22 protein-coding genes, 1 tRNA gene and 1 pseudogene are annotated in these 19,252 nt (G+C 59.6%); 12 read left to right on the top strand and 12 right to left on the bottom strand.

Going from position 1 to position 19,252, the window contains the following annotated elements; all coding sequences use genetic code 11:
- Window positions 1-41 precede the first annotated feature (41 nt).
- From lolA to cysG, 5 genes are read left to right on the top strand one after another with little or no spacing between them, the layout of a single operon-like run.
- On the top strand, window positions 42-665 hold the full coding sequence (gene lolA, locus M5B96_RS27050) for an outer membrane lipoprotein chaperone LolA (RefSeq protein WP_248800034.1): 624 nt from the start codon (window positions 42-44) through the stop codon (window positions 663-665).
- A gap of 19 nt (window positions 666-684) precedes the next feature.
- Window positions 685-2,010, top strand: coding sequence for a replication-associated recombination protein A (locus M5B96_RS27045; RefSeq protein ID WP_248800033.1), 1,326 nt, complete (start codon window positions 685-687; stop codon window positions 2,008-2,010).
- Window positions 2,007-2,381 carry a fluoride efflux transporter CrcB gene (crcB, locus tag M5B96_RS27040; RefSeq protein ID WP_248800032.1) on the top strand — a complete coding sequence of 125 codons (375 nt, stop codon included), beginning with the start codon at window positions 2,007-2,009 and terminating at the stop codon, window positions 2,379-2,381. Before M5B96_RS27045 ends, crcB begins: the two co-directional genes overlap by 4 nt.
- Before the next feature lie 15 nt (window positions 2,382-2,396).
- A complete protein-coding gene (gene serS / locus M5B96_RS27035; protein ID WP_248800031.1) occupies window positions 2,397-3,677 on the top strand; it encodes a serine--tRNA ligase in 1,281 nt (426 codons plus the stop codon).
- A complete protein-coding gene (gene cysG, locus M5B96_RS27030; RefSeq protein ID WP_248800030.1) occupies window positions 3,678-5,072 on the top strand; it encodes a siroheme synthase CysG in 1,395 nt (464 codons plus the stop codon). It abuts the gene before it with no gap.
- A gap of 255 nt (window positions 5,073-5,327) precedes the next feature.
- Here the strand turns inward: cysG and M5B96_RS27025 are convergent, their stop codons facing one another.
- The 7 genes from M5B96_RS27025 to M5B96_RS26995 form a co-directional block, all read right to left on the bottom strand.
- A complete protein-coding gene (locus tag M5B96_RS27025) occupies window positions 5,328-6,326 on the bottom strand; it encodes a glutathione S-transferase family protein (protein ID WP_248800029.1) in 999 nt (332 codons plus the stop codon).
- An 88-nt stretch (window positions 6,327-6,414) separates the two neighbouring features.
- Window positions 6,415-7,416: a glycosyl transferase family protein gene (locus tag M5B96_RS27020; protein ID WP_248800028.1), complete on the bottom strand. Its 1,002-nt coding sequence runs from the start codon at window positions 7,414-7,416 to the stop codon at window positions 6,415-6,417.
- Window positions 7,413-7,748, bottom strand: a complete 336-nt coding sequence (locus M5B96_RS27015; protein ID WP_248800027.1) for a TusE/DsrC/DsvC family sulfur relay protein — start codon at window positions 7,746-7,748, stop codon at window positions 7,413-7,415. The genes M5B96_RS27020 and M5B96_RS27015 overlap by 4 nt, the downstream gene beginning before the upstream one ends.
- Window positions 7,745-8,044, bottom strand: coding sequence for a sulfurtransferase complex subunit TusB (gene tusB / locus M5B96_RS27010; RefSeq protein ID WP_248800026.1), 300 nt, complete (start codon window positions 8,042-8,044; stop codon window positions 7,745-7,747). The genes M5B96_RS27015 and tusB overlap by 4 nt, the downstream gene beginning before the upstream one ends.
- Entirely contained in the window at window positions 8,044-8,406 is a 363-nt protein-coding gene (gene tusC, locus M5B96_RS27005) for a sulfurtransferase complex subunit TusC (RefSeq protein ID WP_248800025.1), read from the bottom strand. Before tusC ends, tusB begins: the two co-directional genes overlap by 1 nt.
- Window position 8,407: 1 nt before the next feature.
- Window positions 8,408-8,800, bottom strand: a complete 393-nt coding sequence (tusD, locus tag M5B96_RS27000; RefSeq protein WP_248800024.1) for a sulfurtransferase complex subunit TusD — start codon at window positions 8,798-8,800, stop codon at window positions 8,408-8,410.
- Between the two features lie 111 nt (window positions 8,801-8,911).
- On the bottom strand, window positions 8,912-9,580 hold the full coding sequence (locus M5B96_RS26995; RefSeq protein WP_191486721.1) for a Bax inhibitor-1/YccA family protein: 669 nt from the start codon (window positions 9,578-9,580) through the stop codon (window positions 8,912-8,914).
- A gap of 122 nt (window positions 9,581-9,702) precedes the next feature.
- Here M5B96_RS26995 and M5B96_RS26990 point away from each other — a divergent pair.
- Window positions 9,703-9,790, top strand: a tRNA-Ser gene (locus tag M5B96_RS26990).
- A gap of 100 nt (window positions 9,791-9,890) precedes the next feature.
- On the opposite strand, the gene M5B96_RS26985 is transcribed toward M5B96_RS26990, so the two are convergent.
- Window positions 9,891-10,349 carry a hypothetical protein gene (locus M5B96_RS26985; protein WP_248800023.1) on the bottom strand — a complete coding sequence of 153 codons (459 nt, stop codon included), beginning with the start codon at window positions 10,347-10,349 and terminating at the stop codon, window positions 9,891-9,893.
- A 293-nt stretch (window positions 10,350-10,642) separates the two neighbouring features.
- On the opposite strand from M5B96_RS26985, the gene M5B96_RS26980 reads away from it, so the two are divergent.
- Window positions 10,643-10,849 carry a hypothetical protein gene (locus M5B96_RS26980; protein ID WP_248800022.1) on the top strand — a complete coding sequence of 69 codons (207 nt, stop codon included), beginning with the start codon at window positions 10,643-10,645 and terminating at the stop codon, window positions 10,847-10,849.
- A gap of 55 nt (window positions 10,850-10,904) precedes the next feature.
- Here the strand turns inward: M5B96_RS26980 and M5B96_RS32870 are convergent.
- Window positions 10,905-11,051, bottom strand: a pseudogene (locus M5B96_RS32870) (hypothetical protein); the annotation flags it as partial.
- 189 nt (window positions 11,052-11,240) lie between these two features.
- On the opposite strand from M5B96_RS32870, the gene M5B96_RS26975 reads away from it, so the two are divergent.
- A complete protein-coding gene (locus tag M5B96_RS26975; RefSeq protein ID WP_248800021.1) occupies window positions 11,241-12,641 on the top strand; it encodes a cytochrome C in 1,401 nt (466 codons plus the stop codon).
- Window positions 12,642-12,681: 40 nt separating this feature from the next.
- Window positions 12,682-13,326 carry a c-type cytochrome gene (locus M5B96_RS26970; RefSeq protein WP_248800020.1) on the top strand — a complete coding sequence of 215 codons (645 nt, stop codon included), beginning with the start codon at window positions 12,682-12,684 and terminating at the stop codon, window positions 13,324-13,326.
- Between the two features lie 29 nt (window positions 13,327-13,355).
- On the opposite strand, the gene M5B96_RS26965 is transcribed toward M5B96_RS26970, so the two are convergent.
- Complete coding sequence (locus tag M5B96_RS26965; protein WP_248800019.1) at window positions 13,356-14,762, bottom strand: glycerophosphodiester phosphodiesterase family protein; 1,407 nt, start codon at window positions 14,760-14,762, stop codon at window positions 13,356-13,358.
- A gap of 136 nt (window positions 14,763-14,898) precedes the next feature.
- Entirely contained in the window at window positions 14,899-15,384 is a 486-nt protein-coding gene (locus M5B96_RS26960; protein WP_248800018.1) for an Lrp/AsnC family transcriptional regulator, read from the bottom strand.
- Window positions 15,385-15,880: 496 nt separating this feature from the next.
- Here M5B96_RS26960 and M5B96_RS26955 point away from each other — a divergent pair, with 496 nt between their 5' ends.
- The 3 genes from M5B96_RS26955 to M5B96_RS26945 all read left to right on the top strand — a co-directional run bounded on the left by M5B96_RS26955 (window position 15,881) and on the right by M5B96_RS26945 (window position 18,811).
- Window positions 15,881-16,501, top strand: coding sequence for a LysE family translocator (locus M5B96_RS26955; protein ID WP_248800017.1), 621 nt, complete (start codon window positions 15,881-15,883; stop codon window positions 16,499-16,501).
- A 220-nt stretch (window positions 16,502-16,721) separates the two neighbouring features.
- On the top strand, window positions 16,722-17,735 hold the full coding sequence (locus M5B96_RS26950; RefSeq protein ID WP_248800016.1) for a GlxA family transcriptional regulator: 1,014 nt from the start codon (window positions 16,722-16,724) through the stop codon (window positions 17,733-17,735).
- A gap of 137 nt (window positions 17,736-17,872) precedes the next feature.
- Complete coding sequence (locus tag M5B96_RS26945; RefSeq protein WP_248800015.1) at window positions 17,873-18,811, top strand: class I SAM-dependent methyltransferase; 939 nt, start codon at window positions 17,873-17,875, stop codon at window positions 18,809-18,811.
- Between the two features lie 111 nt (window positions 18,812-18,922).
- On the opposite strand, the gene M5B96_RS26940 is transcribed toward M5B96_RS26945, so the two are convergent.
- Complete coding sequence (locus tag M5B96_RS26940; RefSeq protein WP_248800014.1) at window positions 18,923-19,198, bottom strand: metal/formaldehyde-sensitive transcriptional repressor; 276 nt, start codon at window positions 19,196-19,198, stop codon at window positions 18,923-18,925.
- Between the last annotated feature and the right edge of the window lie 54 nt (window positions 19,199-19,252).

Here is a 19,252-nt window from a genome sequence, read left to right as displayed (position 1 = left end):
TCACGCGGCGCGCCTTTTCAACGAGTTCAATGAGGATTCCCATGCGTTTTATCCGCATGCTGTTGCTGCCGGTTCTGGCCCTGACCACGCTGTCGGCCCACGCCGATCCGAAGGACGTGGCACGTTTGACCCAGTTGCTCGAAAAGTCCCAGACCCTGACCGCGCGTTTCTCGCAGTTGACCCTGGACGGCAGCGGTACCCAGTTGCAGGAAACCGCCGGCGAGATGAGCCTCAAGCGCCCGGGCCTGTTCTACTGGCATACCGATGCGCCGCAGGAGCAGACCATGATCTCCGACGGCCAGAAGGTCACGCTCTGGGACCCGGACCTGGAACAGGTCACCATCAAGAAGCTCGACCTGCGCCTGACCCAGACCCCGGCCCTGTTGCTGTCCGGTGATGTCTCCAAGATCAGCGAAAGTTTCGATATCAGTGCCAAGGAAGCCGGCGGGGTGGTCGACTTCGTCCTCAAGCCGAAAACCAAGGACACCCTGTTCGACAGCCTGCGCCTGTCGTTCCGCAACGGCCTGATCAATGACATGCAACTGGTCGACAGCGTCGGCCAGCGCACCAACCTGCTGTTTACCGGGGTCAAGGCCAATGAACCCATCGATGCCGCCAAGTTCAAGTTCGACATCCCCAAGGGTGCGGACGTGATCCAGGAATAAGAGGTTTCAGACGCCCGCCATGGACCTGTTCAGCCGTGCCCCGATTGCCCAGCCACTGGCCGCCCGTTTACGCGCGACCAACCTGGATGAGTACGTCGGCCAGGAGCACCTGCTGGCTCGTGGCAAGCCATTGCGCGAAGCCCTGGAGCAGGGCGCGCTGCATTCGATGATCTTCTGGGGCCCGCCGGGCGTGGGCAAGACCACCCTGGCGCGGCTGCTGGCGGAAGTCTCGGACGCCCACTTCGAAACCGTTTCGGCGGTATTGGCCGGGGTCAAGGAGATCCGCCAGGCGGTGGAAGTCGCCAAGCAGCAGGCCGGGCAATACGGCAAGCGCACCATCCTGTTCGTCGACGAAGTGCACCGCTTCAACAAGTCCCAGCAGGATGCGTTCCTGCCCTATGTGGAAGACGGCACGCTGATCTTTATCGGCGCCACCACTGAAAACCCCTCGTTCGAACTGAACAACGCCTTGCTCTCGCGGGCGCGGGTCTATGTGCTGAAAAGCCTCGACGAGGCGGCGCTGAACAAGCTGGTGCAGCGCGCCTTGAGCGAAGAGCGCGGCCTCGGCAAGCGCCGGCTGAGCCTGGGCGAGGAAGGCTTCAAGATGCTGCTGTCGGCGGCCGACGGCGATGGCCGACGCCTGCTCAACCTGCTGGAAAACGCTTCGGACCTGGCCGAAGACGGCGAGGAAATCGGCGTCGAGCTGCTGCAAAGCCTGCTGGGTGATACCCGGCGGCGTTTCGACAAGGGCGGCGAGGCGTTCTACGATCAGATTTCCGCCTTGCACAAGTCGGTGCGCGGCTCCAATCCCGATGCGGCCTTGTACTGGTTCGCGCGGATGCTCGACGGTGGCTGCGATCCGCTTTACCTGGCCCGCCGGGTGGTGCGCATGGCCAGCGAGGACATCGGCAACGCCGACCCCCGGGCCTTGAGCCTGTGCCTGGCGGCCTGGGATGTGCAGGAGCGGCTCGGCAGCCCCGAAGGCGAATTGGCGGTGGCCCAGGCCATCACCTACCTGGCTTGCGCGCCGAAAAGCAACGCCGTCTACATGGGCTTCAAGGCCGCCATGCGCAGCGCCGCCGAGCATGGTTCGCTGGAAGTGCCGCTGCATCTGCGCAATGCACCGACCAAGTTGATGAAACAACTGGGCTACGGCGATGAATACCGCTACGCCCATGACGAGCCTGACGCCTATGCGGCGGGCGAGGATTATTTCCCCGAGGAACTGGCGCCCCAGCCGTTCTACCAGCCGGTGCCACGCGGGCTGGAATTGAAGATCGGCGAGAAGCTCAACCACCTCGCGGCCCTCGACCGCAACAGCCCGCGACAACGGAGAAAGCCTTGATCCGCACCGTCCTTGCCGTCTCCTTCGCCGGGATTATCGGCACCCTGGTGCGCTTCGCCGCGGGTAACCTGGTCAACGCCAATTGGCCTCGGCACTTCTATAGCGCGACATTGGCCGTTAATATCGTGGGCTGCCTGGTGATTGGCGTGCTCTACGGCCTGTTTTTGCTGCGCCCCGAGGTTCCGGTTGAGATTCGCGCCGGCTTGATCGTGGGATTTGTCGGCGGCCTGACCACATTTTCATCCTTTTCACTGGATACGGTGCGCCTGCTGGAAAGCGGGCAGGTGCTTGTTGCCCTGGGCTATACGGCCCTCAGCGTATTCGGCGGGCTGCTCGCGACCTGGGCCGGCCTGTCCTTGACCAAACTCTGATAACGAGAAACCGACATGCTCGATTCCAAACTGTTACGTAGCAACCTCCAGGACGTAGCGGATCGCCTGGCCTCCCGTGGCTTCAGCCTCGATGTGGCGCGCATCGAAGCGCTGGAAAACCAGCGCAAGGTGGTGCAGACCCGCACCGAACAATTGCAGGCCGAGCGCAATGCGGTTTCCAAGAGTATCGGTCAGGCCAAGCAGCGCGGCGAAGACATCGCGCCGTTGATGGCCAGTGTCGAGACCATGGGCTCCGAGTTGAGCGAAGGAAAGGTCGCGCTGGATGCGATCCAGTCCGAGCTGGACCAGATTCTGCTGAATATTCCGAACCTGCCCGACGAGTCGGTACCGGTTGGTGCCGACGAAGAAGGCAACGTCGAAGTACGCCGTTGGGGCACGCCGACCGCCTTCGATTTCCCGATCCAGGATCACGTCGCCCTGGGCGAGAAGTTCGGCTGGCTGGATTTCGAAACCGCCGCCAAGCTGTCCGGCGCGCGTTTCTCCCTGCTGCGCGGCCCGATTGCCCGCCTGCACCGCGCCCTGGCGCAGTTCATGATCAACCTGCACATCACCGAGCACGGCTACGAAGAGGCCTACACGCCTTATCTGGTCCAGGCCCCGGCCCTGCAGGGCACCGGCCAGTTGCCGAAGTTCGAGGAAGACCTGTTCAAGATCAGCCGCGAAGGCGAGGCCGACCTGTACCTGATCCCGACCGCCGAAGTGTCGCTGACCAATATCGTTTCCGGCGAAATCGTCGATGCGAAACTGCTGCCGCTGAAGTTTGTCGCCCACACCCCGTGCTTCCGCAGTGAAGCCGGTGCCTCGGGCCGTGATACCCGCGGCATGATCCGCCAGCACCAGTTCGACAAGGTCGAGATGGTCCAGATCGTCGAACCGTCGACCTCCATGCAAGCCCTGGAAGGCCTGACCGCCAACGCCGAGAAGGTCCTGCAACTGCTCGAGTTGCCGTACCGCGTCCTGGCCCTGTGCACCGGCGACATGGGCTTCAGCGCCGTGAAGACCTACGACCTGGAAGTCTGGGTACCGAGCCAGGACAAATACCGTGAGATCTCGTCGTGCTCCAACTGCGGCGATTTCCAGGCCCGTCGCATGCAAGCGCGTTTCCGCAACCCGGAAACCGGCAAGCCCGAGCTGGTGCACACCCTGAACGGTTCCGGCCTGGCCGTGGGCCGTACGCTGGTGGCGGTGCTGGAGAACTACCAGCAGGCCGACGGTTCGATCCGCGTGCCGGAAGTGCTCAAGCCGTACATGGGCGGCCTTGAGGTCATCGGCTAAATGGAATTTCTGCCGCTGTTCCACAACCTGCGCGGCCGCCGTGTGCTGGTAGTCGGTGGGGGCGAGATTGCCTTGCGCAAATCCCGCCTGCTGGCCGATGCCGGCGCGCTGCTGCGGGTTGTTGCGCCCGAGATCGAGGGTCAGCTGCGCGAGCTGGTCAGCGGCAGCGGTGGCGAGTTGCTGTTGCGCGGTTACCTTGAGTCGGATCTCGACGGCTGCGGGCTGATCATTGCCGCTACCGACGACGAGCCGCTCAACGCCCAGGTCTCGGCGGATGCCCATCGGCGCTGCGTGCCGGTCAATGTGGTGGATGCGCCGGCCTTGTGCAGCGTGATCTTCCCGGCGATTGTCGACCGTTCGCCGTTGATCATCGCGGTCTCCAGCGGCGGCGATGCGCCGGTGCTGGCGCGTTTGATCCGGGCCAAGCTGGAAACCTGGATTCCCTCGACCTATGGTCAACTGGCCGGTTTGGCCGCGCGTTTCCGGACCCAGGTCAAAGGCCTGTTTCCGGGGGTGCAACAGCGCCGGGCGTTTTGGGAAGAGGTGTTCCAGGGCCCGATTGCCGACCGGCAACTGGCCGGGCAGGGCGCTGAAGCCGAGCGTCTGCTGCTGGAGAAAATCAATGGCGCGGCGCCGAATGCGCCAGGTGAGGTGTATCTGGTGGGCGCGGGCCCGGGTGATCCGGACTTGCTGACCTTCCGCGCCCTGCGCCTGATGCAGCAGGCGGATGTGGTGCTGTATGATCGCCTGGTGGCACCGGCGATTCTGGAACTGTGCCGTCGCGATGCGGACCGGATCTATGTCGGCAAGCGTCGCGCCGATCACGCGGTACCCCAGGACCAGATCAACCAGCAATTGGTCGAGCTGGCGAAACAGGGCAAGCGCGTGTTGCGGCTGAAGGGCGGCGATCCGTTTATCTTCGGTCGTGGCGGCGAAGAGATCGAGGAACTGGCGGCCCAAGGCATTCCGTTCCAGGTAGTGCCGGGGATCACCGCGGCCAGCGGTTGCTCGGCTTATGCCGGGATTCCACTGACCCATCGCGATTACGCGCAGTCGGTGCGGTTTGTCACCGGGCACCTGAAGGATGGCTCCACGGACCTGCCCTGGGCGGATCTGGTGGCGCCAGCGCAAACCTTGGTGTTCTACATGGGCCTGGTCGGGTTGCCGATGATCTGTGAGCAGTTGATTGCCCATGGTCGTTCGGCACAGACGCCGGCGGCGTTGATCCAGCAGGGCACCACGGCCAATCAGCGGGTGTTTACCGGGACCTTGGCCAACTTGCCGCAACTGGTGGCGGAGCATGAAGTGCATGCGCCGACGCTGGTGATTGTCGGTGAAGTGGTGCAGTTGCGCGAGAAACTGGCCTGGTTCGAAGGCGCGCAATCCCAGGTTTGATCGAGTCTTTGTGGTGAGCGGGTAAACCCCAACGCTGTTCAGCTAAGACTGTTTTCACGGCAGGCCGAGATATGTGGCGAGCGGGCTTGCCCGCGTTGGGGCGCGAAGCGCCCCTAAAACCTGTGAACCTGGCTTGTCAGGCAGACCGGGATGAGCGGTTTTGCGACTGCTTCGCAGCCGAGCGCGGGCAAGCCCGCTCGCCACAAGACCGTGTCCGGCTTCAGACTTTCTTAACTGAACGAAGCCTTCTGGCCCTCACGCGCCCATCACCCCACGTCCCGCCAATCGCTCGCGATCATGCTTGGCCATGAAATCCTGCTGCGGCCCCTTGGGCACGATCCCTGTCGGATTGATGGTTCGGTGACTGGCGTAGTAGTGCCCCTTGATATGGGCAAAATCCACCGTCTCGGCCACGCCCGGCCATTGATACAGCTCCCGCAGCCAGTTCGACAGATTCGGATAGTCGGCAATCCGCCGCAGATTGCATTTGAAATGCCCGTAGTACACCGCATCGAAACGAATCAGCGTGGTGAACAGTCGCACATCCGCTTCAGTCAGGTATTCCCCCGCCAGATAACGGTTCTCTTCCAGATGCCGTTCCAACTGCTCCAGCTCGCCGAACACATCATCGAAGGCTGCTTCATAAGCGCCCTGCGAAGTGGCAAACCCGGCCCGATAGACCCCGTTGTTCACCGCCGGATAGATACGCTCGTTCCAGCTGTCGATCCGCGGGTGCAAGGCTTCGGGATAGAAATCCAGTTGATTGCCGGTAAGCCCATTGAACGCACTGTTGAACATCCGGATGATTTCCGACGATTCATTGCTGACGATGCGTTGCAACTGTTTGTCCCACAACACCGGCACGGTCACGCGGCCAGTGTAGTCGGCGGTATCGGCAGTGTAGCGCTGGTGCATGAAGGCCTGGTTATCGAGCTTGTCGCCGCTGGAGCCATGGGCCTTGTCGAAGGTCCAACCGTTCTCCAGCATCAACCAACTGACCACCGACACGTCGATCAGCTTTTCCAGGCCCTTGAGCTTGCGCAGGATCAGGGTGCGGTGAGCCCAGGGACAGGCCAGGGACACATAGAGGTGATAACGTCCGGCTTCGGCCTTGAAGCCGCCTTCGCCGCTGGGGCCGGGCCTGCCGTCGGCGGTCAGCCAGTTGCGGCGTTGCGCCTGTTCGCGCTGGAAGGCGCCGTCTTTGCTGCTTTCGTACCACTGGTCATGCCAGCGGCCGTCGATCAAAAGGCCCATCGGAAACTCCTCGGCAAGTGTGCATTGGAGTCCAGTCTAAAGGCCTTTGTTCGAAAAAATAGCGCAAACCCTGGGGGTTAATTATCGATCAGATCGATCTATCCCGCGCATCCCAGTAGCGCCGGGCCTGTTCGAAGGCCTGTTCGCGGGGCGTGCCAAGACCGCGCAGGGCCAGGGCCATGGTCGAGATCAGCGCCAGTTGCGGATAGCTGTCTTCGACCTCACCGCGCCAGAGCGCCTTGAGGTGTTCGGGCTCGAGGGTCGCCGGTTTCACATGGCGTTGCTCGGACAATGCCGGCCATTCCTCGTCCCAGCTTGCGCCGCCGGTGGTGCCATAGAGATGGCTGCCGCTGTCCGGGTTGACTTCGATTTCACCGCCGTCGCCCTTGATCACGATCACCGTGTCGCCCAGCAAACCGCTGGCTTCGCGGTGCACCGCCTGGTAGCCGGGATGGAAGATGCTTTGCAGGCCGCAACGGGCGCCCAGTGGGTTGAGCAGGCGTGCCAGGGAATGGATTGGCGAGCGCAGGCCGAGGGTATTGCGCAGGTCGATCATCCGCTGCAAGGGCGGCGCCCAGTCGCCCAGGGGCATAAAGGCGATGTTGCCGTGGCCGATGGCCTGCTCGACGGCCGCCCAGTTGCGGCACAGCGGAATCCGCAGGGTGTCGAGCAACTGCTCGGTATAGAGACGGCCGGCGGTATGGGCGCCGCCGCCGTGCATGAAGATCTTGATGCCATTCTGCGCCAGGCACTTGGCGGCCAGCAGGAACCAGGGCAGGTGACGCTTCTTGCCGGCATAGCTTGGCCAGTCCAGGTCGATCGCCAGCTTGGGCGCCTGCAAGCGCTCGCGCAGGGCTTCGGTGAAGCCGGCCAGTTCCTCCGGGCTTTCTTCCTTGTGGCGCAACAGCATCAGGAAGGCACCGAGCTGGGTGTCCTCGACCTTGCCGTCCAGCAGCATGCCCATGGCCTCGCGGGCTTCTTCGCGGGTCAGGTTGCGGGCGCCACGCTTGCCCTTGCCCAGGATGCGGACGAACTGGGCGAACGGGTGCTCGGCGGGCGTTTCGATGATCAACGGCGTGTACTCGGTCATAAGCAGTTCGTCGGTTTGGGCAGGCCCGCCAGCTTGGCGGCGAGTTTGGCGGGAGTGCCTTTGAACAAGCGGTTGAGGTGCAGGCTGTTGCCTTTTTCAGCACCCAGTTTCAAAGCGGCGTACTTGATCAGCGGACGGGTCGCGGGGGAGAGTTCGAACTCGCGGTAGAACCCGCGCAGCAGTTCAAGGATTTCCCAGTGCTCGGGGCTCAGTTCCAGCGCCTCGCGCGCGGCCAGGGCGGCCGCGACTTCCGGCGACCAGTCGCGCAGTTCGACCAGGTAGCCGTCCTTGTCCAGGGCGATGCTTTGCCCGTTCACCGTCAGCGTGCTCATAGCCAGGTATTGACCTTGTCGTAACGGATCGACAGTTCGACGAACGCCGGGTAGTCGACGCTGGTGGCCCAGGTCGGGCACTCCAGGCCACGGGCTTGCAGGTCTTCGTCAAGGAGGAACAGGCGCAGCTCGTCGGCGCGTTCTTCCAGTGCTTCAAGCGGCAGGCTGCGCGGTTGCACGGCATGCACCGCGTCGCCGCAGAGCAGCAGCGCATCCTCGCTGCCCAGCAGGCGCAGGCAACTGCCCAGGCGACTGTCGGTAAAAGGGGAGTGGGACAACACATGCAAGGTCGACATCAGAGGGTGATCACCTGGTCATAACGGTTAACAAGCGCACTGAGTTGTTCGGCAGTGAGCACCTCGAGGTCTTCGCCGGCGACCTGGATCGGGAAAATCCCACGGTCGGCCAGGCTGTCGGCGCAGGCGTACAGTTCATCGATGCCGAACAGCGACAGGGCCTGGAGGTTGGCGGTCAGGTCTTTCTGTTGCAAGGCCTTGGCGTTCTGCCCGGGCATCAGTTGGAACACGCCGTCGTCCATGAACAGCAGGCCGATGGGCAGGTCGAAGGCACCGCCGGCCAGCACGATATCCAGTGCCTCGCGGGCGGCCGGGCCGGACCAGGGGGCCTGGCGGCTGATAATCAACAGGGACTTGGGCATTTCAAGGCCCTCCAAAGCAGATCAAGCGATCGGCGCTTTGCACCGCATCGTGCAACTGGCCCAGGCCGGACAAGGCCCAGGGCGCGCCCAGATTGACCGCCGAACGCTGATAGCGCTGGGCTTCCTCGGCGTTCAGCACGCCGCGCCGCAGGGCTGCGGCGATGCAGACCACGCCGTCGAGCTGGTGTTCTGTAACGAAATCCGCCCATTGCCGCGGCAGGTCCTGCTCATCCTGGGGCGTGACCAGACTGTTCGACGCGCTGTGCACGCCGTCCTGGTAAAAGAACAGCCGCACGATCTCGTGCCCGCCGGCCAGCGCGGCCTGGGCGAACAGCAGGGCGCGACGGGAGGAGGGCGCGTGGGGCGCGGAAAACAGCGCAATGGCAAACTTCATGGGGGACTCTGTCGGCAAACCTGGGCTCATGATAAAGCCAGAACCCCCAAGAAGCTAAATCGCTGGCAAGAAAAAGCCCGCCGAAGCGGGCTTTTTACTTAGCGGGAGCGGTCAATCATCGCGGCCCATGATGCCGAAGATCTGCAACAGGCTGATAAACAGGTTGTAGATCGACACATACAGGCTGATGGTCGCCATGATGTAGTTGCGTTCGCCGCCGTGGATGATGGCGCTGGTCTGGAACAGGATGCAGACCGAGGAGAACAGCACGAAACCGGCGCTGATCGCCAGCTGCAGGCCACTGATGTGGAAGAACATGCTGGCCAGGGTCGCGCCCAGCAGGACGAAGAAACCGACGGTGATGAAGCCGCTGAGGAAGCTCATGTCCTTGCGGCTGATCAGCACGTAGGCCGAGAGGCCGCCGAAGACCAGGGCGGTCATGGCGAAGGCCGAGCTGACCACTTCCGCGCCGCCCTGCATGCCCAGGTAGCGGTTGAGGATCGGGCCGAGCAGGTAGCCCATGAAACCGGTCAAGGCGAAGGTGGAGACCAGGCCCCAGGCCGAGTCACGCAGTTTGTTGGTGAGGAAGAACAGCCCGTAGAAGCCGATCAGCACCACGAACACGTTCGGGTAGCCGACGTGCATCTGTTGGGAAATGTAGGCCGTCAGGCCACTGAAGGCGAGGGTGAGGGCCAGAAGGCTGTAGGTGTTGCGCAGGACGCGGCTAACTTCTAGCTGCTCGGCCTGCACGCTGTTAACGGCGTAATCCTGTTCGCGCATGGCGACACTCCTTCGGGTTTGAAATGTTCAGTCTCAAAGATCATACCAGAGGCTCTGTAACAAGCTATCAGGAGAGTTTGACAGTGTGTTTCATTCCGGTATTATGGCGCCCGCAGTACATAGGAGGTGTGGCCGAGTGGTTTAAGGCAGCAGTCTTGAAAACTGCCGACTGTAACAGGTCCCAGAGTTCGAATCTCTGCGCCTCCGCCATATCGAGATACCTCAAAGCCCCGGAATCCGGGGCTTTGTCGTTTCTGGCGCAAGGGTTTTGGCGTCGGCGGATACCGCAGGCGTTGCGCAACCTACCGGTTCACCGCGGCTTCATGGCAGACAAAACGATTGATTCAATCAGCGACTGGGTGGCGGCGTGCTTGTGCTCGTCTGGCGTATTCCATGAGTTGTAGAGGACCGGGCCCGTATCGCTCATCAAAATATCGCCATCCTTCAGAATCCTGAACGCCCAGATTTCCGGCCATGCCTCTTTTCCCTGCTCATCCAGCGTGTGCTTGCGCAGCACCACGCGACCGAATGTCCCGTTCCCCTCATTTGCATAGACCAGGTTGGCCCTGACCAGGCCAAAGTGGCCTTCAATCTGGAAGTAGCTCCCCGAAGGAATGGAAAAACTCACGCCAAATCGGCTCTCCGTGAATTTGAAAAGACTGGAAAGACGGTTTCGCAACCCATCGATGTATCTGTTTACTTGCTCGATGTCCTGGACAACATCACCGATTCCGCTGAGGGATTCTTCGGTATAGGCAGAAAACAACATGGCCCGGCTCCTTGGATGATTGAAATCGCATTATGCCGGTCAGCCGATGCCTTATTGATGTCCTGGCTCATGGGAAGGGTGTGACGCCGGCACGTTACGCAGCTCATGGGGCGCCCGGTGACGCCATTCGTCGCCTATAAAAACGTGGCGTGGAATACACGAGCCTGTCTGGCTTGCAGTTTGCACAGGCCGGTCGTAGCCGCCGCAGAACGACGTAATTCTGACGCGGCAGCCATCCAATCAACGCTTCAGGACTCCAGCGATACGCTTGGTCAGTCACCGGGAGATGTACCGTGTCAACTCTCAATGAAATCGCAGCGAACCACGCGAGAATGGCCAAGGCAAAAGAAGAAGAGTCGACCGGACTGAATGAGATACGCCTCCAAATAGCGTGTAGTTTCGAAATCCCGGCCAGCGATGCTCAACAGCACATTCCACTGCACCTCATCTCTGGAACGCAGGACAATCAGCTCGGACAGGCCGCCAGCTGCTTGCTCTGACCACGCTCGACCCGGCCAGCCACCGGCTTGTCGCGTGAGGCACCATGCTCAGGGTTCAGCGTGCGACAAAGCCGGGCCTGTCATCTATCCATAACCCGACAGGCCAACTTACCGCACCAGGACCTTCAGGAAGTTTGGCAACGACCTTGATCTCGACATCGAAACCATACGGCCAAGTGACGCCGACTGCCGTCATAGGCGGCTGAGCTCATATCAGGTAGCGGTCCTCGCTCAAGGTAGGTACCCAGGACGAGTATGTAATGGCATTCCCGGGGCGGGCTTGGAGATTTTAAACGACACAATGCCTGGCATAACTTGTAAATGGTCCGCGCCTAGCTAGGCTCCACCAAAGGTTATGTCACTTGACAGCCTCTTTCCAGAGGGCATTGAAATGTATCTGAAGGATGGTGATGCAGGCGGAAAGAAAGCGGTGACGTGGTCGTTTTTTTTCAGGTTGCTCGGGCGGCCGGGAAGTCTGCTGGGGGGGCTGATGTTCCTTCTGTTCTGTCAAGCCGCCCAGGCCCTGCCTTCCTTTGCACGCCAGACAGGGCAAAGCTGCGTCGCCTGCCATGCCGGTGGGCAATTTCCTGAGCTAACCCCCTATGGGCGTCTGTTCAAGCTGACAGGCTATACCAACGGCACACAAACCAATCCACTGGCGGCGATGATCGTCGGTGACTTCACCTCGACACGTAACAACAGCGATGGTGCGGGCGGCTCGATTTCACCGAAGGACAAGCAATTCATCGCTGATTACGCCAGCGTGTTCCTCGGCGGAAAAATCACTGATGTCATCGGCGGTTTTGCCCAATTTACCTACAGCTCGTATGACCACCAGGATGGCTCGGGTAATTGGGTCAGTCACCTGGGCTCGGACAATTTTGATCTTCGCTATGCGGATCGCTGGGCGGATGTCTCGCGGGATGTCATCTGGGGGGTTACATTGAACAATAACCCAACGGTGCAGGATGTCTGGAACAGCACCCCCGCCTGGGGCTATCCGTATGTCAGTTCCACACTGGGGGCCTTTGGCGGGGTCCCGGCCTCGACGCTGATTGAAGGGGGATTGGCGCAACAGGTGGCGGGTATCGGGGCCTATGTTTATTTGAACAAATCGTTGTATCTGGAACTGACTTCCTACCAGACGGCCAAGGATACCTGGGGCTTTCTCAGTCTGGGTAACAAGAAGGGCGATACCTACCATCCGTTGACGTACATGGATGGCTCAAGTCCCTATGCGAGGCTGGCGTATACCTATGAGTGGGGGGCCCAAAACGTCATGCTGGGCGCCTTTGCGATGAAGGCCAAAATTCTTCCCATGGATGACTCCAACAATCCGATCTACGGCCAGGGCAGCACCGAGTATCGAGACCTGGGCTTCGATGGGCAGTATCAGTACCTCCTTGAGCCCCATGCTTTTACTGCGCAGATACGGTATGTCAAGGAAGAAATCAGAGATGACACCCATACGCTCTTTGACGGCCCGGCGTCCCTCCGATCATTCAAATTGAAGGGCAGTTATGTGTACCGTGCCAAATATGGTGCGAGCCTGGCCTATACCAATGTCAATGGCAGTTCGGATGCCACGGCGTACCCGGACAGTGCCAATCTCTCTCCCAATACACAGATGTGGACGCCAGAGGTTTTTTGGTTGCCGATGCAAAACCTGAGGATCGGACTTCAATATAACTATTTCACCCGCTATTTGGGCGCATCGAGCAACTATGACGGTAACGGCCGTGATGCCCATGACAATGACACCACGTATTTCTATATGTGGTACGCGCTTTGAACTGTTGAACACAGGGGTGTAAACCCTGGAGGCGATGGGCATGAAGGGTACTTTCAAGCGTTCACCTTTTTTTCTTGCCCTTTGCGTGGCCGCGCTCACGGGCTGTACAGGTACGAACGGGGAGATGTCGAAAGAAACCTCATCCCTGTCCGGTACCGCCATGGCGGAAAAGGTCTGCTCCATGTGTCATGGCCTGACCGGGGAGTCCATCTCGCCGATGTTCCCAAAGTTGGCCGGCCAGCAAAAAGAGTATTTGAAGTTGCAACTGACTGACTTCAAGGGGCATGCCCGCAGCGATGAAACCGGGACTCAGTACATGTGGGGATTTACCCATTTGACAGAGACCCAGATCAGCGAACTGGCAGACTATTTTTCAAGTCAGGCCCCCATGAAGGCTGACGCTGATACGGCTGATGCACGCGGCGAATTAATCTTTCGCCAGGGGCTGCCAGGGGCGGGCGTCGTCCAGTGTAATTCCTGTCATGGTGCTGACGGTCAGGGCAATGGCCCATTTCCGCGTCTGGCGGGTCAACATGCCTACTATCTGGTCCGCCAGATCAAGATTTTTCAACAGACGGACCAGCGTCCCCGCGGGGCCATGATGAAGCAGGTCACTCATTCACTGTCTGATGCCGATGCCGAATCGGTTGCGCATTACATTGCGACACTCGGGGTAAAAAGATAGGGGGCTTTGTGGCCCCCTGATGCCGTCGTTCAGCGCGCGACTTCTTTCAGATAGAGATTGCGGGCAGCCAATGCGTCAGGCGTGAAGTCTGTAAACACACCGTCGACACCGGCTCGGTAAAAGGCCAGGTATTCTGCCGTTGGATCCCCCTTATAGGCACCTGCCAGGTATTTCGCTTCATTGCGGAAGGTGAATATATGAACGAACAAATGGGCCTTGTGAGCGTCGCTGATCAGGTTGGTTGGCTTGAGGGTGTCGACCGCATCCAAGCTGGCGTTGGACGAAGCGTTCCGCGCGGCAGAGATGGTGAGCGACATTGCCTGCGGCTTCCACGGACCGATGCCGTCGGCGTAGGTTTTGACCTCGGCCAATCCTGCCGGCGTCAGCATCGCGCCGAAGGCGCGTGGGTCGCCCGCTACGGTCCAGCTATAAGGGCGGCCGCTGACAAAAGTGTTGGCTTTGTCGGTGATGAAAATGGTTTCGCCGGTCTTGAAGTTCACGCCGTTTCCATCGACTAACTGAACCGCTTTGGATTTCAGGCCGATAGAGCGCAGGTATTTCAAGCTGGCGGGGTCGAAGCTTTGCACGAAGACCGGGGCTTCCTTGCGGTTGAGATCGTTGTCGTTGAGCACTTTGAGGAACGTCGTCTCAAACGGATGGCTGCCCGGCGCGCCGCAGCCATTGGCAATGGCCTGGGCATTGTTCCAGATCGGATTCTTGCTTTCCGGATAGACTGTAATGATGCGTCCTGTGGCGGCGCTTTTGGCTTTTGCAATGTCGATCACGTCCTGAAAACTCAGAATCGGCAACTTGCCGTTGAGTTCGGTCGGGCGCTGGTCGCGGGCATCGTAAGTGGTGCCGCCTATCCATTGCCTGAGTTCGGCCATTGTGAAATCGCTGATTGACCAGTCGTTGGTATGGTCTTCGCCATCCACCACCAATGATTTCAATACTGATTTTGGATCGTTGGGATCGGTCAGGTCGCTCAGGTACTGTGTTGGACCATTTTCTGTTGTGGCGGGATATTTGACGTTGACCAATACGCCGGGAACGGTGCGCTTACGGCGGGCAACTTCGGCGTTGGTTTTGGCAACTTCGCTGATATTGGTGTTGTCGCTCAACCAGGGATTGTGTCGAGCCACCAATACGCAGTCTTTGCTCATGTGCAGATCCAGTTCGAGCGAATCCGCGCCAGCATCGGCTGCATGCTCGTAGGAGGCCCGGGTTTCTTCTGGATACAATCCCGGCAGACCACGATGGCCGATAATCAAGGGTGCTGCACCGTCAAGGGTGTTGAAGGAAACCGATGCGGTTGATCTGGCGCCGGGTGAACTCTTGTTCGCACTGTCACAAGCGCTCACTAGCAGGCTGCATCCGAGCACGATAAAGCGGACAAGGCATTTTGTGGCCGGGTGCAGACCAGGGCGAGTGTGCATGTGTAGTCCTTCAAGACGGTAGGAACGGCTATTAACCGATGGTCGTCCAAATGCATGACAAAATCATGGCGCTATCCGTGCGGCCACTGAGTCTGACTAACGAATTACAGACCCCTGGTGCTCCGGCCCCGCGCATTCAGGCTTCTTGAGAGCGCTTGACCGGGAACGACACAAAAGGCTTGATCTCCTTGAGCACGAACATGCTCTGCATCTCCTTGATACCGGGCAACTGCCGGACCACCGACATCGCGAAGTCGGCAAACGAGTCGAGATCGCGCGCCACCACCTGCAACAGGAAGTCGGCGTCGCCACCGATGCTGTAGCACGCCACCACATCCTCCAGCTGCATTACTTCCTGTTCGAACTTCCGGGCCTCGGCTTCGCTGTGATGGTCGATGCTCACCCGTATGAACACCATGACCCCCAAGCCGATCCGGCGTCGGTCCAGGACCGCCCTGTAACCTTGGATATAGCGATGTTCTTCCAACTGCCGGACCCTGCGCCAACAGGGGGAGGCCGACATGCCGATCTGCTCGGCCAAGGTCTGGTTGGTGATCCTGCCGTCCTGTTGCAAGGCGGTAAGGATTTTGACGTCTGTCAGATTTAGCGCCTGATAGGTCATAAATTTCGCTTCCTTGTGCTAAAGAGGTAAATCCTACCAGAACTCAGTACCGCGGCAATTTAAATAGAAAATTTTTCCCTGGCTGAACGGGATAATATTTCTCCAGCTTCTGATCTTGAAATTGCCAGGGTTTAGTGGCTACGCAGATCTCGAAAGCACAGGTGTCGTTGAGTGAGTAAAACCGATTCATATTAACTAACTATTGAGCCGGACTGGCGCCAAGTATGTAAGTCCGCGGAAACAGGCTGTCGACTTTGTCGTGATGGAGTTATTTGAACCTCAAGAGACGCGCTCTGCGTTTCTGATTCGTTCCAATCCGCTGTCGGCTGGAATGAAGTGGCAAAAAGTGGCCAGTAGGCAAGTTGTTGATCTGGTCTTCTCCCGGGAAGTTGTCAGGCAGTGGGTGGCCGGCTTCCGTTGAACGCATTGATAACCTTGCTTGTCGCAAGCGTGAAGCGTCGAGCAAGACAATAATAAATCACCTGAGGAATATGACATGCTCGATTTGACACAAGTACTGACCTACTCGGCGGCGCTGGGTATCGCGGCGGCCATTCCCGGCCCCGGCATGGCGGCGCTGGTGGCGCGCAGTGTCAGTGGTGGCGCGTTGTCGGGGGTTTGCCTGCTGTTTGGGTTGATCCTCGGCGATCTGACCTATCTGTCATTTGCCGTCTTTGGCCTGGCGATGATCGCCGAGCACTTCAATGCCTTGTTCCAACTGGTGCGCTGGGCGGCGGCGCTCTACCTGTGCTACCTGGCCTGGCAGTTCTGGTTCGCCAACCATCAGGCTATCGAAGTCGGCAAGCCAGTGCAGAAGAAGGAGCTGCTGTCGGCGGCGATATCCGGCCTGACCATTACCCTGGGCAATCCGAAGACCATCGCCTTCTATCTGGCGTTGTTGCCGCTGGTGATCAACCTTGAGACGGTCTCGTTGCAGACTTGGGGGTTGATGCTGGTGCCACTGACCATTCTCGTGCTGCTTGGTGTTGGCGCGCTGTTCATTGTCAGCGCGGTGCGCATCCGGCACCTGCTGTCGAGCTTGCGCGCACAACAGCGGCTGTTCCGCGGCGCGGCGGTGATCATGGTGGCGGCTGCCGCGGCGATGCTGATTCGTTGAGGCGCTTGCTCGTCGTGACCGTCGGGCAGGGTTCGTCCGCAAGACATTTTCATCTTCATGCATGAGAATGACTACTTGGATTGATCGGTGGACTTGGGCAAATTTGTCATGGCGCTGGAGCAACAGGCCGGCGATGCCCGCGCCGTGTAGCGGCCAGGTGTGTCACCCTGGGCAATCCACCAGACAACCGGTTGGTTAACACAAGCGAGTGGTTCAAACATTGATCGAGCGACGTCAATTCAGCGGGGGGATGAAGGGGAAAAATCTCCGCTATCTGAATGAAAACCCAGGTCAGTCCGTGCAAATGGCCCGGACCGGCTTTTTGTTGCTCGAGCATTTCTCCCTGCCGGCGTTCACCCAGGCGCTGGATACGATTGTCACCGCGAATCTGCTGCGCCCCGGGTTGTTCTCTTCGCGAACCTTCGGCCTGCATGACGGGGAGGTCATCAGCGACCTGGGCCTGGTCATTCGACCCGATGCCCGTATCGACACCGCGGCCATTCAGAACCTGGATCTGCTGGTCATTTGCGGCGGCTACCGGACAGAACTGCAGGCCGATGATGCCCTCAACAGCCTGCTGAGGGCGGCGTCGGAGCAGGGCGTCAGCCTGGCCGGGTTGTGGAATGGCGCCTGGTTCCTGGGCAGCGCGGGCTTGCTGGACGGCTATCGTTGTGCGATCCACCCCGAACATCGGCCGGCACTGGCGGAAATCGCCAAGGCGACGCAGGTCACCAGTGAAGCCTATGTCATTGATCGGGACCGGCTCACTGCGTCCAGTCCCTCGGGGGCCTTCCATATGGCGTTGGACTGGATCAAGGGCTTGCACGATAAAGCCCTGGTCGAGGGCATCGAGGACATCCTGGCGTTCGAGGAGTCTCGCTATCGGCGCATAAAACCGGCGGAAAACGTCTGTGTGAGCGCGCCGCTACGGGAGGTGCTCAAGCTGATGGATGCCAACCTCGAAGAACCGCTTGAGCTGGAGCAACTGGCGGCCTACGCCGGCCGTTCCCGTCGCCAGCTCGAACGTTTGTTCAAGGAGCAATTGGGCACCACGCCGCAGCGCTATTACCTGGAACTGCGTATCACCGAGGCGCGGCGATTGTTGCAGCACACCGAGCTGTCCCAGGTCGATGTGCTGGTGGCCTGTGGTTTTGTTTCACCGAGCCATTTCAGCAAATGCTACAGCGCGTATTTCGGCTACCGGCCGTCCAAGGAAAAGCGCCTGGTTAAATAAAAAGCATTTTTCGAGTCGCCGTACAGGCGTGGTCTACGCTGTTGCGGCGAGTAGGAGGGCGCGCTGATCATACGTTATGCTGCGCCCGTACCCAGTAGTGCTCTGCCCAAAATGATGTGGAACGGGAATTCTAGAAGATGGCACGTGTAACGGATGAAGAGTTCAATGCAGCATTGCCGGTGATGCAAAAGCTGCTTTGGGCTGATCCGCTGGATAGAGCACGAGTGCAAGAACACGGGCTTAATGTAATTCCTTCCAATTTTTACTCAAGCACGCCATCGCTTTCCGAGATAGCCAGCTCCTACGAGTACCAGGAGTCAGAACCGCCTTATTTGAATTGCGGCCTGTTCGACCAGCAAAGGCTGCGGGCGGAGATCAGCGAACTGATTCCGTATGGGGTCGATTTCACGCCGGCTGAAGTCGGCGATAAAGAAACCGCTACCGCGTATTTCTGGAAAAACGGCCAGTTTACCTGCAGTGATGGCATGGCGTATTACGCCTATATCAGGCGTATCCGCCCCAAGACCATCGTTGAAATCGGCAGCGGTTTCTCATCGCTGATTGCCGTGGAAGCATTGCGCAAGAACGGGGCGGGGACGCTGCGTTGCATCGAACCCTTTCCCAGGCCATTCATCACCACCCTGGCCAATGAAGGGGCGCTTGAGCTGCAAACGATCCGTGCTCAGGATCTGACCATCGAGATGCTCAATACCACGCTGGAAGACGGCGATATCCTGTTTATCGACTCCACGCACACGGTCAAGACCGGTAGCGATTGCCTGCATATTTACCTGCGCCTGCTGCCGAAAATCACCAAGAAAATATTTGTCCACGTGCATGATGTCTTCCTGCCCTTCGGGCTTCCGACGACATGGTTGATCGATCATCAGATCTACTGGACGGAACAGTATCTGCTGCTGGCGCTGATGATTGATAACCCGCGGACGAAACTGTTGTTCGGCAGTGCCTATCACAAGCATTTCAATGATGACCTGTTGACCGAACTCATGCATGGTCGATTTGAAAGTCGCGGTGCCAGTTTCTGGTTCGAGTTTGATGGCCGGGGCAATGCCTAGTCTCTTCGGGCGCCGCCCTTTGTTGTAAGCCAGCCGGCGGCCGTCCGTCATCTCGGCATGCCGGTCCTTTCCGTGCCGTGCTCCAGGCGGCCCTCGGCAGAGCCGCCGAAGTCACTTCAAATACGAGCGCAGCGCCGATACCACCTCATCCACATCCTCGCGACGCTGGGCCGGCGTGACATCGTCCGCGCCCAGGTGCTCGCGGATATGACCTTCCAGCACCTCGGCCATCAAACCGTTGATCGCCCCGCGGATTGCCGCGATCTGCTGCAGCACGGCGGTGCACTCGACCTCCATGTTCAAGGCGTTTTCCAGCGCCTCGGCCTGGCCCTTGATACGCCTGACACGGGTCAGCAGGCGTTTTTTATCCTTGATGGTATGCGGCATGGAATTGTCCCATTGTCTGTTATCTATACTGGGGTATAGTATGTTTCGACCTTG

Source organism: Pseudomonas sp. MWU13-2105 (genome assembly GCF_023242315.1).
GTDB lineage: Bacteria > Pseudomonadota > Gammaproteobacteria > Pseudomonadales > Pseudomonadaceae > Aquipseudomonas.
This window is presented reverse-complemented; position numbering and strand designations above follow the sequence as displayed.

Coding starts and splice junctions, on each gene's coding strand:
- lolA (WP_248800034.1), top strand. CDS start 42: ATGCGTTTTATCCGCATGCTGTTGCTGCCGGTTCTGGCCCTGACCACG.
- M5B96_RS27045 (WP_248800033.1), top strand. CDS start 685: ATGGACCTGTTCAGCCGTGCCCCGATTGCCCAGCCACTGGCCGCCCGT.
- serS (WP_248800031.1), top strand. CDS start 2,397: ATGCTCGATTCCAAACTGTTACGTAGCAACCTCCAGGACGTAGCGGAT.
- cysG (WP_248800030.1), top strand. CDS start 3,678: ATGGAATTTCTGCCGCTGTTCCACAACCTGCGCGGCCGCCGTGTGCTG.
- M5B96_RS27025 (WP_248800029.1), bottom strand. CDS start 6,326: ATGGGCCTTTTGATCGACGGCCGCTGGCATGACCAGTGGTACGAAAGC.
- M5B96_RS27020 (WP_248800028.1), bottom strand. CDS start 7,416: ATGACCGAGTACACGCCGTTGATCATCGAAACGCCCGCCGAGCACCCG.
- M5B96_RS27015 (WP_248800027.1), bottom strand. CDS start 7,748: ATGAGCACGCTGACGGTGAACGGGCAAAGCATCGCCCTGGACAAGGAC.
- tusB (WP_248800026.1), bottom strand. CDS start 8,044: ATGTCGACCTTGCATGTGTTGTCCCACTCCCCTTTTACCGACAGTCGC.
- tusC (WP_248800025.1), bottom strand. CDS start 8,406: ATGCCCAAGTCCCTGTTGATTATCAGCCGCCAGGCCCCCTGGTCCGGC.
- tusD (WP_248800024.1), bottom strand. CDS start 8,800: ATGAAGTTTGCCATTGCGCTGTTTTCCGCGCCCCACGCGCCCTCCTCC.
- M5B96_RS26995 (WP_191486721.1), bottom strand. CDS start 9,580: ATGCGCGAACAGGATTACGCCGTTAACAGCGTGCAGGCCGAGCAGCTA.
- M5B96_RS26985 (WP_248800023.1), bottom strand. CDS start 10,349: ATGTTGTTTTCTGCCTATACCGAAGAATCCCTCAGCGGAATCGGTGAT.
- M5B96_RS26975 (WP_248800021.1), top strand. CDS start 11,241: ATGTATCTGAAGGATGGTGATGCAGGCGGAAAGAAAGCGGTGACGTGG.
- M5B96_RS26970 (WP_248800020.1), top strand. CDS start 12,682: ATGAAGGGTACTTTCAAGCGTTCACCTTTTTTTCTTGCCCTTTGCGTG.
- M5B96_RS26965 (WP_248800019.1), bottom strand. CDS start 14,762: ATGCACACTCGCCCTGGTCTGCACCCGGCCACAAAATGCCTTGTCCGC.
- M5B96_RS26960 (WP_248800018.1), bottom strand. CDS start 15,384: ATGACCTATCAGGCGCTAAATCTGACAGACGTCAAAATCCTTACCGCC.
- M5B96_RS26955 (WP_248800017.1), top strand. CDS start 15,881: ATGCTCGATTTGACACAAGTACTGACCTACTCGGCGGCGCTGGGTATC.
- M5B96_RS26945 (WP_248800015.1), top strand. CDS start 17,873: ATGGCACGTGTAACGGATGAAGAGTTCAATGCAGCATTGCCGGTGATG.
- M5B96_RS26940 (WP_248800014.1), bottom strand. CDS start 19,198: ATGCCGCATACCATCAAGGATAAAAAACGCCTGCTGACCCGTGTCAGG.